Genomic DNA, 15,259 nt, shown 5'->3' with positions numbered 1-15,259 from the left:
TATTCAACTGTCATTCATGAACTTATATCCTCAAAAGAAAAAGGAAAGACTTCCTTTCGTGCCTTTCCTCTTACTTGCTGCTTGTGTGATTATTTTTGGTAAGCTACTGCTTGTTTGATAAAGTCCTCAATCGGCTCTCCTTGGTGGAGAGCTTTTACAATTTTCGAACCGACGATAACGCCATCTGACACCGCATTGAAACGTTCTACATCGGCTTGACTAGATACACCAAAACCTGTCAAGACTGGGATGTCAGCTACTTGATGCAATTGTGCCAGGTGCTTGTCCAAGTCTGCACGGTAATTTCCTGATTTCCCTGTTACCCCATTGATGGCAACGGCATAGACAAATCCCTCAGCTCCCTGGATTAACTCTTTTTGGCGCTCAAGTCCTGTGGTCAAACTAACTAGGGGAATCAAGGCGATATCTGTGTCTGCCAAAAAGGGCTCTACAAAGTTGGCATGCTCATGAGGCAGGTCTGGGATAATCAAGCCCTTAACTGCTGTATCTGCCAGATCTTTGACAAATTTCTCCACACCGTACTGAAAGAGGGGGTTGAAGTAGGTCATGATGACAAGCGGAACTTCTGTTTGAATGGTTTTCAAGGTTTCAACCAAAGCCTGGGTAGAAGTTCCATGAGCTAGACTGCGCAAGCCTGCTTCTTCGATCACAGGTCCATCTGCAACAGGATCCGAAAAGGGAATACCCACTTCAATGGCTGAAACACCCAAATCTTCTAAAAAGTGGATTGTTTCACCGAGACCATCCAAACCTTTCTCATGGTCCCCAGCCATGATATAGGGAACGAAAATTCCTTTTCCAGCTGCTTTTATAGCGTTTAATTTTTCTGTTAGTGTCTTAGGCATGGGCTTCTCCCTTCTTTGCTGCATCTACTTCCAAGCGGTCTTTGACTTGAACTACATCCTTGTCCCCACGACCGGATAGGCAGACAATCATTGACTTGTCTGGACCAAGTTCTTTGGCCAATTTCACTGCGAAGGCAATGGCGTGGCTAGATTCCAAGGCTGGGATAATCCCTTCCACGCGAGACAAGAGTTTGAATCCTTCCAAGGCTTCCTCATCTGTCACAGGAACATAGCTGGCACGTTTGATATCGTGGTAGTGAGAATGTTCTGGACCGATACCAGGATAGTCCAAACCTGCTGAGATAGAGAAGGCTTCAAGAATTTGACCATGGGCATCTTGGAGCACATCCATGAGAGAACCGTGAAGGACACCTGGACGACCCTTGGTCAAGGTAGCTGCGTGGTGCTCCGTATCCACACCTAGTCCTGCTGCTTCAGCTCCATACATAGCCACTGACTCGTCTTCCACAAATGGATGGAAAAGGCCGATGGCATTCGAACCCCCACCAACACAGGCTACTAGGGCATCTGGTAGATTTTCACCTGTCAAGTCACGGTACTGTTGTTTGGCCTCTCGACCGATGACACTTTGGAAGTCACGAACGATTTCTGGGAAAGGATGAGGGCCCAAGGCAGAACCAAGGATATAATGGGTATCATCGATATTCGCTACCCATGAACGAAGGGCTGCATTAACCGCATCCTTGAGTACGCGCGAACCATCTGTCACGGCCTCGACCTTGGCTCCCAAAAGCTCCATACGGAAGACATTTAGGGCTTGGCGTTTGACATCTTCCTCACCCATGTAAATGGTACATTCCATGTTAAAGAGGGCCGCAGCTGTTGCAGTTGCCACACCGTGCTGACCAGCACCTGTTTCAGCGATAATTTTCTTTTTACCCATACGTTTAGCCAGAAGAACTTGTCCCAAGGCATTGTTAATCTTGTGGGCCCCTGTATGGTTGAGGTCTTCCCGTTTGAGATAAATCTTGGCTCCGCCGATATGCTGGGTCAAGTTTTTTGCGTAGTAAAGGGGAGTTTCACGTCCTACATACTGGCGTAAGAGCTGGTTTAATTCCTCTTGGAAACTTGGGTCCGCCTGACTTTCACGATAAGCTTTTTCCAACTCCAAAACTGCTGTCATCAATGTTTCTGGGACGAAACGTCCGCCGAATTTTCCGTAAAATCCATCTTTATTTGGTTCTTGATATGCCATGCTTTGCCCTCTCTATAAATCTTCTAATCTTTTCCTGATCTTTTTGTCCATCTGTCTCCACTCCGCTTGATACATCGACTGCATAGGGAGTAAAGTGTTGAATTGCTTTTGCTACATTGTCTTCCTTAAGCCCACCTGCGATAAAGAAGGGCTGAGCTAATCCAGCCGTATCTAGCTGGCCCCAATCAAAGGTCTGGCCGCTCCCAGCCACAGGAGCATCAAAGAGTAGATAGTCTGCCCGAGAATGAGGCACATGACCATTTCCATCTACCTGCACGGCCTGAATGCTGGCACAAGGCAAATCCTCAAACAAACCATCTGCTACCTGACCATGAACTTGTACCAAGTCCAAGCCAACTTTTTCAATCGCTTCTAGCAGTTCTGCCCGACTTGGTGAAACAAATACGCCAACCTTTTTTACACCTGCAGGAATGAGCTTTGCCAGCTCTGTAGCCTCTTCCAAGGTCACCTGTCTTTTACTGGGTGCGAAGACAAAACCGATATAGTCTGCCCCTGCTGATACGGCTGTTTCTACCGCTTCTTTGGTCGATAGTCCACAAATCTTAACCTTTGTCAATCTGCAACTCCTTGATTCTTTGAGCCACATCCTTTGCCTGCATGAGAGCTGTTCCCACCAAAATTCCGTTAAAGGATGCTGCTACTCGTTCCGCATCCTGCCCTGTGAAAATAGCAGATTCAGAAATGTAATAGCGATCTTCCTCAAAGTGCTGGGCCAAGTCTACACTGGTCTGCAAATCGACTTCAAAGGTGGTCAAGTTGCGGTTGTTAACCCCAATAATCTCAGCACCCAGTCTGTGGGCCACCTCTAGTTCAGCTAGATTGTGAGTCTCCACCAAGACTTCCAGACCAAGCTCTGTCGCATAGTCGTATAGTTCTTTGAGGCGTTCTTCTGACAAGGCTGCCACAATGAGCAAGATGACTGTCGCACCGGCATTGCGAGCACGGATGATTTGCTTTTCATCGATGATAAAGTCCTTGTTGAGCGTCGGAATCTGCACCTGACTGGAAATCTCCCGCAGATAATCCAAATGCCCTTTAAAGAAAACTTCATCTGTCAAAACCGAAATCATCACTGCGCCGTTCGCTTCATAAGTCTGGGCCTGTTGCACAATATCCACATTGAGATTGATATCTCCCAGACTAGGGCTAGCCTTCTTGACCTCAGCGATTACCTGTAAACGGTCTTGATGTTGTTTTAAATAGTCAGCTAAGCGATAAGTCTGGCGCAAGGGCTGGATTTCCTCCAGCTCCATTTGCTCGACCTCACGCGCTTTCTGCTCTAAAATTCGTGCTAAAAATTCCTGACTCATTTTTGATACTCCTGTAACAGTCTGAGTTTTTCAAGGGCCTTGCCACTAGCAATCACTTGACGAGCCAAGGCAACTCCTTCCTTGATACTAGCTACCTTACCATTGGCATAGAAACCAAGACCAGCATTTAAAACTGTCGTTTCCAAGAATGGACTTGGTTCGTTTTGAAGAACGCTGAGCAAAATTTCTGCATTTTCCTGAGCATTGCCTCCACGAATATCTTCAATAGCGTAGCATTCCATCCCCAAATCTTCTGGAGTGAAGCTTGACAAGGTGATTTCGCCATTTTCAAGAAGAGCAATATTGGTTGTTCCGTTCAAGCCAGCTTCATCAAGCCCTTCTGGTCCAGCAACTACGATAGCACGTTTGCGACCCATATTTTTCAATACCTGAGCTGTACTTTCTAGCAGTTCTGGACGACTAATACCAAGCAACTGTGTTTCCAAGGCCATTGGATGAATTAGTGGACCAGTCAAATTCATAATCGTTGGAATTCCCAACTCCAAACGAGCGGGCATGATGTACTTCATAGCTGGGTGCATATTTTTAGCAAAGAGAAAGACGATTCCAGTTTTATCGAAAACCTTACCTAGTTCAGCTGGTTTGAGGTCAAGATTGATGCCTAATGCTTGAAGGACATCTGCCGAACCCGATTTAGAAGAAATCGAACGGTTACCGTGCTTGGCCATATGAATGCCGCCGCCAGCCAAGACAAAGGCTGCAGTTGTTGAAATGTTAAAGCTGAAGGACTTGTCTCCACCTGTACCACAGTTGTCCATTGCATCATGGATTTCAGTTGGAATGTGTTGGGCATGCCCTCTCATTACTTGTGCAATGGCTGTGCGCTCTTCAGGTGTTTCCCCCTTCATCTTAAGGGCCAAGAGGAGAGAAGCAATCTGAGCTTCGGTTACACGCCCAGTTACGATACGCTCGATGACATCCGTCATTTCCACACCTGATAAATTTTCAAATTTTGCTAGTTTTTCAATAATCTCTTTCATCCTAGTTTCCTCACTTTACAACATTCTCGATAAAATTCCGAATAGAAGACAAGCCATCAGGCGTTCCGATACTTTCTGGATGGTACTGGAAGCCATAAATCGGTAGGTTTTTGTGTTGAATTCCCATAATGGCCTGATCATCAGTCGAACGAGCTGTCACTTCAAAGTCTTCTGGCATTTCTTCAATCAAAATACTGTGGTAACGCATGACCGCACGGCCATCCTCAATGCCTTGATACAAAACAGATGGTGCTTCGAAGCTGATATTGCTCTGTTTCCCATGCATGACTTTTGGAGCCAAGCCTAACTTACCACCAAAGACTTCTGCTATGGCTTGATGACCCAAACAAATTCCAAGAATCGGCTTCTTACCTGCAAAGTCACGAATCATGTCTTCCATCTTTCCAGCATCCACTGGCCAACCTGGACCAGGAGAAAAAACCAGACCATCTGCTTTTTCAGCTTCTTCATATAGCTTGGGATCATCATTTCTCAAAACCTGCACTTCTGCAAAATTCCCGATGTATTGGGCCAAGTTATAGGTAAAGGAATCATAGTTATCAATCAATAAAATCATGGTCTTAGTTCTCCAATTCTAGTCATAGATTTAGCCTTGTTAATGGTTTCTTGGTATTCGTTTTGAGCGATAGAGTCATAGACAATCCCTGCCCCAGCCTGCACATAGGCTGTTTGATTTTTGAGAATCATGGTTCGGATGGCAATGGCGAAATCCATATCTCCCGTCGCAGACAAGTAGCCGATTGCTCCTGCGTATACACCACGTTTTTCTGTTTCCAGTTCATAGATCCGTCTCATGGCCCGAATCTTTGGAGCTCCTGAAACTGTTCCAGCTGGAAGTGTAGCTTTCAAGGCATCCATGGCAGTGAGTTCTGGAAGCAAACGTCCCTTGACCACGCTGGTCAAATGCATGACATAGCGGAAGAGCTCCACTTCCATATACTTGGTGACTTGAACACTGGCTGTTTCAGAGATACGACCAATATCATTACGTCCCAAGTCTACTAACATTCGATGTTCTGCTGTTTCCTTCTCATCAGACAGGAGGTCTGTCGCCAAGGCCTTGTCCTCTTCATCTGTAGCTCCTCTTGGTCGCGTACCTGCAATCGGATTGGTTGTCACGATGCCATTTTTGACAGAAACCAAACTTTCTGGACTGGCACCGATGATTTGATAATCTCCAAAGTCATAGAAATAGAGGTAATTAGATGGATTGGTCACGCGGAGATTTCTGTAGAAGTCAAATGGATTTCCAGTAACTTCTGCTGAGAAGCGCTGGCTAAGTACGCATTGGAACATATCACCATTACGAATCAAGTCACGAGCGGTTTCCACCATTTGCTCAAACTTCTGAGGAGCGATATGCGGTTTGAAGTTCAGCGGAGATAGAGCCAAATCTTCAAATTCATTTGGAGCAGGGATGCGTAATTCCTCAAGCACTTGATTCAAGGCTTTTTCCAAATCTTCTTGACTGCGATCGCTATAAAGAGCATCCTCTATGACATGAATTTTTTCCTTCTTATGGTCAAAGACCATATAACTCTCATAGACAAAGAAATGCATGTCTGGCGTCCCAATGGTATCTTCAGGAATTTGACCGATTTCTTCATAGAGCGAAATCATATCGTAACCGACAAAGCCAATAGCTCCCCCACCAAAAGGGAGATCTGAATGGTGTTGGCTCTTATGAGTCACTTCATAAAGGAAATCCAAGGGATCCCAATCAATCACTTGACCATTTTGATAAAGGACTCCATTTTCAAACTGAATCTCAAAAACTGGATTATAGGCTAGGATAGAAAAACGAGCGGTTTCCTTGTCTCTCGGAATACTCTCTAAGATCACCTTGTGTTGCCCTTTTAAGCGCATATAAGCCAAGATTGGTGATAAGACATCTCCATGAATGATTCGTTCCATTGTAATTTCCCTTTCAGTTCTACTTCTAGTCCGTGGCGATTGTATGAAAAATCCCCACGCAAAATAACTTGCGTGAGGACGAAATTCGCGGTGCCACCTCAATTATAGGATTTCTCCTATCTCTCATTCCTGTCTCAGAAAGCTCCTGTAACAGGCTGTGCGATAAAGGGCACTCCCTTGAGAATTATGTTTTCTTCTCTCGTTTCAGATGGACCCAACCTTACAGCTTTCTCTGCTTGTTTCCAGCAACCACAAGCTCTCTGTGAGAGAAAGGACTGTAATTTTTCCATCTATTATTTTTTAGTTTCTAGGTAGTCTGCAATCGCAGCTACGTCCTTGTCTCCACGACCAGAGACATTGATGATGATAATGTCATCCTTACTTAGTTTCGGTGCACGTTTAACCGCTTCTGCGATGGCGTGCGAACTTTCAATCGCTGGGATAATTCCTTCTGTCTTGCTTAATAAAAGCAAGGCTTGAACAGCTTCTTCGTCTGTCGCTGCTACGTATTCTACGCGGCCAGAATCTTTGAAGTAGGCGTGTTCTGGACCAACCCCTGGATAGTCCAAACCAGCTGAGATAGAGTAAACTGGCGCCAGCTCTCCGTCTTCCTTAAAGACTGCATAGGTCTTCATACCATCGACAATTCCGACACTACCTTTTGTCATAGTGGCTGCGTGCTTGTCAGTATCAAGTCCGTGACCGGCAGCTTCGACCCCAACCAATTTGACTTCTTCATCAGCCACATACTGCGAAAAAGCACCGATGGCATTGGAACCACCACCTACACAGGCAATGACATAGTCTGGTAAACGGCCTTCTTTTTCCAAGATTTGGCGGCGAGATTCCTCACTGATGACCTTTTGGAATTCATGAACAATTGTAGGATAAGGATGAGGTCCTACAGCAGATCCCAAAACGTAGAAGGCTTCAAGGTCATTCATCCATGCTCCAAAGGCTGCATCGACCGCATCCTTGAGAGTTCGTGTCCCCGTTTCAACTGCGTGAACGGTCGCTCCCATCATCTCCATACGGAAGACATTGAGACGTTGACGCTCCACATCTTCTGCCCCCATGTAGACATCACAGGCCATACCAAACTTGGCTGCAGCTGCTGCTGTCGCAACGCCGTGCTGACCAGCTCCTGTTTCTGCAATGACACGTTTTTTGCCCATACGTTTGGCAAGAAGAATTTGCCCTAAAACGTTGTTGAGCTTGTGAGAACCAAGGTGATTAAGGTCTTCGCGCTTGAGATAAATCTTAGCTCCACCTAGGTGGTCTGTCAAACTTTCCGCAAAATAAAGCGGTGTTTCGCGACCGGAATAGTCTTTTAAGTAATGACGAAATTCTGCCAAAAACTCTGGATCATCCTTGTATTTGTCAAATGTCATTTCCAACTCATCCAACAAAGCCTGAATCGGCTCCGGTACAAAACTACCACCAAATTGTCCAAAATAACCTTTAGTTGTCATAAATTTTTCCTCTTTCCATATTAATTCGGCTTTTTGTTTGCTTTTAGTAGTAGGCAAGGAGCTGCAGATAGAACTCAAGTTCATCAAAGCGACTTAACGCCCTAATAAAAGATAAACAAAATGACCGAAAGAAAAAAGCCCACACACAGAATCTACTTCCATGTGAGGGCGTTGGTAACGCGGTGCCACCTCAATTATAAAGGGACTATTCCCCTTTACATCTCTGCCTTGTCTAACAACAAGTTGCACTGTAAGGTGTGCGCACCGAATTTTCATTGTTTCAAATTCATTTTTAAAATCAGCCCACTTTCACTACTTCCAACCACCTGTTCACAATCACCACAGGCTCCCTGAAGATCAAAAATAGTTACTTTTCTGATTTGTTGAGAATATTATATGCTATTGTCCGCTTTTTGTCAAGATTTTTTATTATTTTTTTCCAGAACCGAGGATTTCTTCAGAAATTCTCACCAAAGTCTGAACGATGTAATCAACTTCTTCATCGCTTAATTTTGTATGAAGAGGAAGCGTAATTTCATTTTCAAAGAAGGCATAGGCTCTTGGATAATCTGCCATATCGAAACCAAGATTCTTATAGGCTGTCAGGAGAGGAAGCGGTTTATAGTGTACATTACTTGCAATTCCTGCTTTGGCCAATTCTTGGATGATGTGGTTGCGTTCTTCTAAACTTGCTCCTTCTACATGGGTGATGTAGAGGTGGCGTGAAGATTCGACACTATCAGTCTTGTGTGCCAATGGACGGATGCGAGAACCTGCAAAACCACGATCATAGCGGTCCACGATGTCCTTACGACGTTCTAGCAAAGCTGGGTAACGGTCCAATTGTACCAAACCAATCGAAGCCATGATATCGGTCATATTGCACTTGTAGGCTGGTGTGACGATATCGTACTCCCATGAACCCAATTGCATCTTGGCAAGAGCATCCTTTGTTTGACCGTGAAGGGAAAGGATTTGGAACTCCTTGTACATCTCTTCGTCATCAATCGCTGGATTGGCTTTCCAAGTCGCACTTCCTCCCTCAGCCGTTGTAAAGTTCTTAACGGCGTGGAATGAGAAGGAAGTAAAGTCAGCGATAGATCCAGCTGGTTGTCCTTTATAAGTAGATCCCAAAGCATGGGCACTATCTGAGACAATTACGATACGGTTAAAGGCTTTTTGCCACTTGCTAGCAGCTGTAAAGAGGTCCCGTTTCTTCTCCACCACTTGGAGCAAACGATCATAGTCGCAAACAATCCCTGCAAGCTCAACCGGAATAATCACCTTAGTCTTTTCAGTGATGGCTTGCTCAAGCAAGTCATAGTCCATCTCAAACGTATCTGCTTGAATATCCACCATGACAGGTGTCGCTCCTACGTGTGTGATAACACTACATGAAGCTGTATAAGTCATAGCTGGAACGATGACTTCATCCCCAGGTCCCACTTCCAAAACACGCAAAATCAACTCAAGAGCGGCTGTCGCAGAGTTGAGGCAGACAGTCTTAGGTGTCTGTGTGTATTGAGACAAGCGGCGCTCCAATTCTTTTGTCTTCGGACCTGTTGTGATCCAACCAGAACGAAGGGTATCCGCTACTTCAGCAATTTCAGCTTCGGTAATATCGGGAGGTGAAAATGGAATATTGTAATTTGGCATTGATTTGCTCCTTTTATCTGTACTCATTTTCTCATGACTACTTTATTTTAGTACTTCAAACACGGTTTGAAACATGATTTTGATGTCTCCAAGGAAACTAAACTCTCGGAGATAGGCGAGATTATAGCGCATCTTTTCAGGAAGGACATGTTCGACATAGGCCTGGTCAACCGACAGACCTTTCTCTGTCATCTGACTGATGATGGTGTCCTCATCCTTGTAGTTGATACTGGCTGGAGAGGTGATTCCTGCTGGCAAGAGCAAGGTCGCCATCATTTCAGGACTATACTGCTCTGTGTAACGTGGCACTTCAGGACGGGTCCCTACAAAGGACATTTCGCCTTTAAGGACATTGACCAGCTGAGGTAGTTCGTCCAAACGCACACGGCGGATGAAATTTCCAACCTTGGTAATGCGACTATCGTTAGCAGAAGTCACCAGACTTCCTTTTTTATCCGCATCCGTTACCATAGTACGGAACTTCCAAATCTTGAACCGACGATTATACTGGGTCACGCGCTCTTGCTTGTAAATGACAGGTCCCTTGCTATCCAACTTGATCCAAATGCTCAAGATAAGAAAGATGGGAGAAGTCAAAACTAGCAAAAACAGGGCCAGAACCCAATCCAGGAAACGCTTGAAAATCAGCGAACCCTTCCTTTTAGAGACAAGCTGGTAATAAGACTCAACCTCGCTTGATTGCATTTCCACGGGCAAGTCTTCCCATTTCAGCATGCTGTTTCTCCTTTGTTTTTATTATACTATTTGTCAACATTTTTCATTATACCACAAAATGGAAAAGGCGGTGCAAGAAATCTGTAATTTGAAGGATTTCCTTCTGATGTTCAATGAAAATCAAAGTACAGCTTTGAGGTTGCAGATAAAGCTGACATGGTTTGAAGAGATTTCCAAAGAGTATTAGGACATAGCTCCAGCCTGCAAGCTATACATCTTGTGATAGGTTCCTCCCAAGGCCAAGAGTTCCTCATGGGTTCCACTCTCGATGATACGCCCCTTGTCCAAGACGTAGATGCAGTTGGCGTCTTGGATGGTCGAAAGGCGATGAGCAATAGCAATGGTCGTCCGACCCTGTCTCATCTTAGCTAGGGAATCTTGAACCAAACTCTCTGTTTCAGAGTCAATATTGGCTGTCGCTTCATCCAAAATCAGGATTTTAGGCTGACTGGCGACTGTTCTAGCAAAGGCAAGAAGTTGGCGCTGGCCAGTAGAAAAGCTCGAACCACGCTCGGAAACGGGGGTATCATAACCCTGCGGAAGGTCCTGAATAAAGGAATCTGCATCCACAAAGGCAGCCGCAGCCTGGACCTCTTCATCACTAATGTCTTGGTACATGGCGATATTGGACTTGATAGTCCCGTGATAGAGGAAGGGATCCTGTAAGACCAAACCGATATTCTTTCTCAACTCTTCATGACTGTAGTTTCGGATATCCACACCATCCAAGAGAACGCGGCCTGACTGAAATTCATAAAAGCGCATGAGGACATTGATAATGGAAGATTTCCCCGAACCTGTATGCCCTACAAAGGCAATGGTTTCACCCTTCTTAACTGAAAAGGAAATATCATCTAGAATCTGGTGTTTTCCATCATATGAGAAACACACGTGCTCAAACCGAATATTACCTTCTGTAATCTTTGCTTGGCTATCCTTTTGAAGGGGTTCATAGGTCCTCTCGTCAATCAAGGCAAAGACACGTCCAGCTGAGACCATAGAAGTTTGAAGGGTTGAAAAGTTTTGCGTCACCTCAATCAAGGGGTCAAAGAGCCGATTGATGTACTGGATAAAAGCATACATGGTTCCTGCTGTTATTCCCAGATAAAGCCCGCGGTAACCAAAGTAGGCCATCAAGACTGCATATCCTAGGAGTTTCAGCAAACTCATGGCAGGTCTCAAAAAGAGGGCATCCAAGGCCACAGAACGGTTGGCATAGACCAAGTGTTCTTGGTTGATTTCATCAAATTCTGCTTGCAGGCGATTCTCTTGGTTGAAGGCCTGGATAATCCTGATTCCCTCGATATTCTCTGCCAGCTTACTATTGATATCTGACAAGAGACTTCTGGTTTTTTCGATGATTTTCACTGACTTTTTCCGATAGAGATTGACTAAAAGGAAAATCAAGGGTAGAAAGAGCAAAACTAAAGCTGTCAAACGAAAATCCAGCACCAACATGGTATACAGGGTTGTCAGAAAGATGAAGACTGCTGAAATAAAGCTGGATAAAATCCCCGAAAACATATCACTGATGGTCTCGGTATCATTTGTCAAACGAGAAACGATGGAACCTGCTGGCGTCTTGTCAAAATAAGACATGCCCAGTTTCTCCATATTGGCAAAAGCATCGCGGCGAATATCTCTGACAATACTGTAGGACACCCGCGCAAAGAGAAGATTGCCGACATACTGAACCAGAGTTTGCAGGATATAAAGACCATAGTAGGCCAGTAAAACGGTAACAGCGATTTGGTTAAGATTGCTGAGATACTGGTCGATAAAGTGGGAGGCCACAAGGGGAATGACACTTTTAATGACCGTCGTCGCTAGGAGAAAACTGAGTGCCAAAAAGGTCAGGAGGCCGTAAGGCTTGAGATAGGACATCAAGCGCTTCAATACAGTCCATTGTTCTTTCTTATTCTGCATCTTCTTCTCCTTTCATTTCCAACTGCTGAGACTGGTAGGTTTGAGCATACCAGCCATCCAGGGCTAGCAGGTCATCGTGTGTACCCCGTTCGATGATTTGGCCATTTTGCAGGACTAAAATCAAATCTGCATGGACGACTGCACTGAGACGATGGGCTGTGATGATAGTTGTCTTATCCTTCCGCGTCTCCTTGAGATTGTCAATGATGGCATACTCTGTCTTGGCATCCACGGCGGACAAGGAATCATCTAAAATCAAAATATCAGGGTCTAAAATCATAGCCCTACTCATAGCCAGACGTTGCTTTTGACCACCAGATAGACTGACCCCTTTTTCACCGATAACTGTATCAAAGCCCTGAGGCATGTCTACAATATCTTGGTAAACTTGAGCTAGCTTAGTCGCTTCCTCAACTGCTGAAAGGGGCAAGTTCGGATTGCCGAAGCGGATATTGTCTAAGATAGAGGTCGCAAAGAGGAACTGGTCCTGAGGAACATAGCCCATGAGACTACGAAGGTCTGTCAGAAGATAGTCCCGAATATCGTGACCATTTAGGTAAATAGCACCCTTATCCACATCGTATTCACGCAAGAGGAGCTTAATCAAGGATGTTTTCCCAGAGCCTGTCTGACCAACCAAGCCCAGAGTTTGCCCTTTTGCCAAGCTAAAGTGAATATCCGTCAGTTTTTCTTCATTTTTAAAAGCAAAACTGTCAATAGCGTACTCCAAGCGCCCATTTTCAATACCATCCGGAGGAAATTCAGGGTCTTTTACAGGTGATTCCTGAGACAAAAGATCCTCAATTCGCTGATAGGACACCTTCCCTCGCTGAGTGATATTAAAGAGGAAGCCAATGGCCATAAGAGGCCAAACCAGCATATCCAAGTAGCTGATAAAGGTAACCAGATTTCCAACCGTAATCTGCCCCTCCTGAACCATCAAAGAACCGAGCAAAAGAGTTAAAACGTAGGACGAACCAACAAACAAGAGAACCATGGGATCGAAGAGACTATCGTATTTCATGGTTTGCAGGTTCTTTTGGAAGGTCAATTCATTTACTTCCTGAAAAGACTCCAGCTCATCCGTCTGATAACCGAAAGACTTGGTCACTTTGATACCTGATACAGACTCCTGCACCTTGTTATTGAGTTCGGAAAAGGCAGCTTGAGATTCTCCGAAAGCCTTATGAGTCTTTCTCCCTAGACGACTGGTCGCATAAGCCATAAAAGGCAAGGGAAGAATGGCAACCAAGGTCATTTGCCATGAAATGCTAAAGAGCATAGTCAGCAAGGTCACTAGAGCCGTGATAGAGGCATCGACCGCAGACATGACACCACCACCTGCGAGACGAGTTAAGGCATTGATGTCATTTGTAGCGTGCGCCATCAAATCCCCTGTCCGATAGGTCTGATAAAAGGCTGGCGACATCTTGGTAAAATGCTCAAACAAACGAGACCGCATAATCTGCCCCAGACGGTAGGAAGTTCCAAGGATATACATGCGCCAAACATAGCGCAGATAGTACATCCCAAAGGCTGCCAGCAGTAGATAAAATAGATTAAGAAGGAGGTCCTGCTGGGTTAATTGCCCCGACGTAATGGCATCAATCACCCGTCCCATGACCATGGGGGGAATGAGATTGAGGACGGAAACCAAGACTAAGGCCACAATCCCGACTAGATAACGGCGCTTTTCTAACTTGAAAAACCACCAGAGTTTTTGAATAATGGACATAAAATCCCTTTCTGATTGCAAATGGAAACCTGAGGCCAAGACTCAATGAAAATCAAAGAGCAAACTAGGAAACTAGCCGCAGGCTGCTCAAAGCACTGCTTTGAGGTTGTAGATAGAACTGACGAAGTCAGTAACCTACATACGGCAAGGCGACGTTGACGCAGTTTGAATTTGATTTTTGAAGAGTACAAGACCCCAGGTTTTTCTTATTCATAAGTTACGACTGTGACGGCACCCTTGTCATACTCAGCGATAAAGATATTGGCAACATTGTCATACCCTTGTTTGCTGAGGTTATCAAGTAGCCATTCTTCGCTCCGACCAATGGTCTCCAAAATTTCGACTTGGATCACACCGTCTGTGACAACAGGATACTTGGGATTCTCATCTCCCATTTGGACTACGATAAGTTGACCGTTCTGCTCCTGCATAGCGCGTTTGACCTGTTTCATTTGGAAAATTCCCTGACTACGTAGCTTAAGAGCTACGTCCGCTGCTGATAAACCAACCGAACGGCAGGCTTCTGGATCAATCTTCCCATTTTTGATGAGCAGGGTTGGCTTCCCATCAATCAAACGTTTCACAAAGTGAACATTATTGTTCAGCCATTTGAGAGTCAAGACCAGAATGGTCCACATAATCAAAATCACTGCATACTGCAGGATACTGATAGCGCTATTGTAAATCACCCCACCGATGATCCCCCCGAGTACATAGTTCTGAATTTGATCTATTGCTGAGTTAGGCGCTAGGTTACCCTTTCCGGTCACATTAATTACGAAAACCAGAGAAAAGAGACCCAAGGCTAGTTTAATTAAAATTTCGATATAATTGAGTGTCATTTGTTCACCTCCACCAGTTCAATTGCATCCGTTTTATACAATTCCACTTTCTCTAGCAGGTACTTGTCTGGCTCACTTCCGTTCAAGGCACGGTAATAGCGATCTCCGACCTTGATAAGTGCGCCATCCGTATCTGCAGAAGTATTGACATAAACCTCTGACTTGTCTACTCCCAATTCTTTGGAAACAAGCTCGATGAAATGAAGTGAAGCTTGAAATTTATTATTAGAAACTTGATTATTTTGATAAGTTGTGATGCTGACCAAAAGGAGAGCTAATAAGGTCAAAGCTGAAATCATGACCAACTCACGAAATTTGGTCCCCTTTTTATCATGGTAAGCCTTGAAAGCTAAAAATCCTGTCACAGCTAATAGGACAATCCCTAAACCAAGCATGATGCCATTTTGCTGACCGATTTGGCTGAGGACATAGTCATAAGAATAGAATTTCATGTATTTTCACTCCCTTTCATAAAATCATTCTTAATTATAAACGAAAGAGGGTGATTTTTCAAACCATACGTTGGGGAAATGCGCCTTTTTTT

The 15,259-nt window shown here is 44.7% G+C and carries 14 protein-coding genes, 1 pseudogene and 1 other annotated feature; of the genes and pseudogenes, 1 reads left to right on the top strand and 14 read right to left on the bottom strand.

Annotated features, from left to right (window positions below):
- Positions 1–31: 31 nt before the first annotated feature.
- A pseudogene (locus tag O3652_RS05615) lies at positions 32–118 on the top strand (prepilin peptidase); the annotation flags it as partial.
- Here the strand turns inward: O3652_RS05615 and trpA are convergent.
- The 14 genes from trpA to O3652_RS05545 all read right to left on the bottom strand — a co-directional run bounded on the left by trpA (position 90) and on the right by O3652_RS05545 (position 15,167).
- Positions 90–866 (bottom strand): tryptophan synthase subunit alpha, encoded by a 777-nt coding sequence (gene trpA / locus O3652_RS05610; RefSeq protein WP_371590155.1) that lies wholly within the window; start codon positions 864–866, stop codon positions 90–92. The pseudogene O3652_RS05615 and the gene trpA overlap by 29 nt on opposite strands.
- Positions 859–2,082, bottom strand: coding sequence for a tryptophan synthase subunit beta (trpB, locus tag O3652_RS05605; protein ID WP_371590154.1), 1,224 nt, complete (start codon positions 2,080–2,082; stop codon positions 859–861). Before trpB (O3652_RS05605) ends, trpA begins: the two co-directional genes overlap by 8 nt.
- Positions 2,060–2,659, bottom strand: a complete 600-nt coding sequence (locus tag O3652_RS05600) for a phosphoribosylanthranilate isomerase (protein ID WP_371590153.1) — start codon at positions 2,657–2,659, stop codon at positions 2,060–2,062. Before O3652_RS05600 ends, trpB (O3652_RS05605) begins: the two co-directional genes overlap by 23 nt.
- A complete protein-coding gene (gene trpC / locus O3652_RS05595) occupies positions 2,646–3,413 on the bottom strand; it encodes an indole-3-glycerol phosphate synthase TrpC (RefSeq protein WP_371590152.1) in 768 nt (255 codons plus the stop codon). Before trpC ends, O3652_RS05600 begins: the two co-directional genes overlap by 14 nt.
- Positions 3,410–4,414 carry an anthranilate phosphoribosyltransferase gene (gene trpD / locus O3652_RS05590; protein WP_371590151.1) on the bottom strand — a complete coding sequence of 335 codons (1,005 nt, stop codon included), beginning with the start codon at positions 4,412–4,414 and terminating at the stop codon, positions 3,410–3,412. The genes trpC and trpD overlap by 4 nt, the downstream gene beginning before the upstream one ends.
- A 10-nt stretch (positions 4,415–4,424) precedes the next feature.
- Positions 4,425–4,991 carry an aminodeoxychorismate/anthranilate synthase component II gene (locus O3652_RS05585; RefSeq protein ID WP_101785972.1) on the bottom strand — a complete coding sequence of 189 codons (567 nt, stop codon included), beginning with the start codon at positions 4,989–4,991 and terminating at the stop codon, positions 4,425–4,427.
- A complete protein-coding gene (gene trpE / locus O3652_RS05580; protein ID WP_371590150.1) occupies positions 4,988–6,349 on the bottom strand; it encodes an anthranilate synthase component I in 1,362 nt (453 codons plus the stop codon). The genes O3652_RS05585 and trpE overlap by 4 nt, the downstream gene beginning before the upstream one ends.
- A gap of 71 nt (positions 6,350–6,420) precedes the next feature.
- Positions 6,421–6,652 (bottom strand) — a binding site (T-box leader).
- Positions 6,643–7,821 carry a tryptophan synthase subunit beta gene (gene trpB, locus O3652_RS05575; protein WP_084921733.1) on the bottom strand — a complete coding sequence of 393 codons (1,179 nt, stop codon included), beginning with the start codon at positions 7,819–7,821 and terminating at the stop codon, positions 6,643–6,645. Its footprint overlaps the feature before it by 10 nt.
- Before the next feature lie 429 nt (positions 7,822–8,250).
- The gene (locus tag O3652_RS05570; RefSeq protein ID WP_001134529.1) at positions 8,251–9,477 is read right to left on the bottom strand and encodes a DegT/DnrJ/EryC1/StrS aminotransferase family protein; all 1,227 of its coding nucleotides are present in this window, start codon (positions 9,475–9,477) and stop codon (positions 8,251–8,253) included.
- A gap of 42 nt (positions 9,478–9,519) precedes the next feature.
- The gene (locus O3652_RS05565; protein WP_371590149.1) at positions 9,520–10,212 is read right to left on the bottom strand and encodes a sugar transferase; all 693 of its coding nucleotides are present in this window, start codon (positions 10,210–10,212) and stop codon (positions 9,520–9,522) included.
- Between the two features lie 183 nt (positions 10,213–10,395).
- Complete coding sequence (locus O3652_RS05560) at positions 10,396–12,138, bottom strand: ABC transporter ATP-binding protein (RefSeq protein ID WP_371590148.1); 1,743 nt, start codon at positions 12,136–12,138, stop codon at positions 10,396–10,398.
- Entirely contained in the window at positions 12,128–13,873 is a 1,746-nt protein-coding gene (locus tag O3652_RS05555; protein ID WP_371590147.1) for an ABC transporter ATP-binding protein, read from the bottom strand. The genes O3652_RS05560 and O3652_RS05555 overlap by 11 nt, the downstream gene beginning before the upstream one ends.
- Positions 13,874–14,079: 206 nt before the next feature.
- On the bottom strand, positions 14,080–14,715 hold the full coding sequence (locus O3652_RS05550) for a DUF421 domain-containing protein (protein ID WP_000174433.1): 636 nt from the start codon (positions 14,713–14,715) through the stop codon (positions 14,080–14,082).
- Positions 14,712–15,167: a DUF3290 family protein gene (locus O3652_RS05545; protein WP_000675324.1), complete on the bottom strand. Its 456-nt coding sequence runs from the start codon at positions 15,165–15,167 to the stop codon at positions 14,712–14,714. The genes O3652_RS05550 and O3652_RS05545 overlap by 4 nt, the downstream gene beginning before the upstream one ends.
- Between the last annotated feature and the right edge of the window lie 92 nt (positions 15,168–15,259).

It is taken from the genome of Streptococcus sp. 27098_8_23 (assembly GCF_041432195.1).
Taxonomy (GTDB): domain Bacteria; phylum Bacillota; class Bacilli; order Lactobacillales; family Streptococcaceae; genus Streptococcus.
This window is presented reverse-complemented; position numbering and strand designations above follow the sequence as displayed.

What these genes read in the sequence shown, in the direction of transcription:
- trpA (WP_371590155.1), bottom strand. Translation starts at nt 866, where the DNA reads ATGCCTAAGACACTAACAGAAAAATTAAACGCTATAAAAGCAGCTGGA.
- trpB (WP_371590154.1), bottom strand. Translation starts at nt 2,082, where the DNA reads ATGGCATATCAAGAACCAAATAAAGATGGATTTTACGGAAAATTCGGC.
- trpC (WP_371590152.1), bottom strand. Translation starts at nt 3,413, where the DNA reads ATGAGTCAGGAATTTTTAGCACGAATTTTAGAGCAGAAAGCGCGTGAG.
- trpD (WP_371590151.1), bottom strand. Translation starts at nt 4,414, where the DNA reads ATGAAAGAGATTATTGAAAAACTAGCAAAATTTGAAAATTTATCAGGT.
- O3652_RS05585 (WP_101785972.1), bottom strand. Translation starts at nt 4,991, where the DNA reads ATGATTTTATTGATTGATAACTATGATTCCTTTACCTATAACTTGGCC.
- trpE (WP_371590150.1), bottom strand. Translation starts at nt 6,349, where the DNA reads ATGGAACGAATCATTCATGGAGATGTCTTATCACCAATCTTGGCTTAT.
- trpB (WP_084921733.1), bottom strand. Translation starts at nt 7,821, where the DNA reads ATGACAACTAAAGGTTATTTTGGACAATTTGGTGGTAGTTTTGTACCG.
- O3652_RS05570 (WP_001134529.1), bottom strand. Translation starts at nt 9,477, where the DNA reads ATGCCAAATTACAATATTCCATTTTCACCTCCCGATATTACCGAAGCT.
- O3652_RS05565 (WP_371590149.1), bottom strand. Translation starts at nt 10,212, where the DNA reads ATGCTGAAATGGGAAGACTTGCCCGTGGAAATGCAATCAAGCGAGGTT.
- O3652_RS05560 (WP_371590148.1), bottom strand. Translation starts at nt 12,138, where the DNA reads ATGCAGAATAAGAAAGAACAATGGACTGTATTGAAGCGCTTGATGTCC.
- O3652_RS05555 (WP_371590147.1), bottom strand. Translation starts at nt 13,873, where the DNA reads ATGTCCATTATTCAAAAACTCTGGTGGTTTTTCAAGTTAGAAAAGCGC.
- O3652_RS05550 (WP_000174433.1), bottom strand. Translation starts at nt 14,715, where the DNA reads ATGACACTCAATTATATCGAAATTTTAATTAAACTAGCCTTGGGTCTC.
- O3652_RS05545 (WP_000675324.1), bottom strand. Translation starts at nt 15,167, where the DNA reads ATGAAATTCTATTCTTATGACTATGTCCTCAGCCAAATCGGTCAGCAA.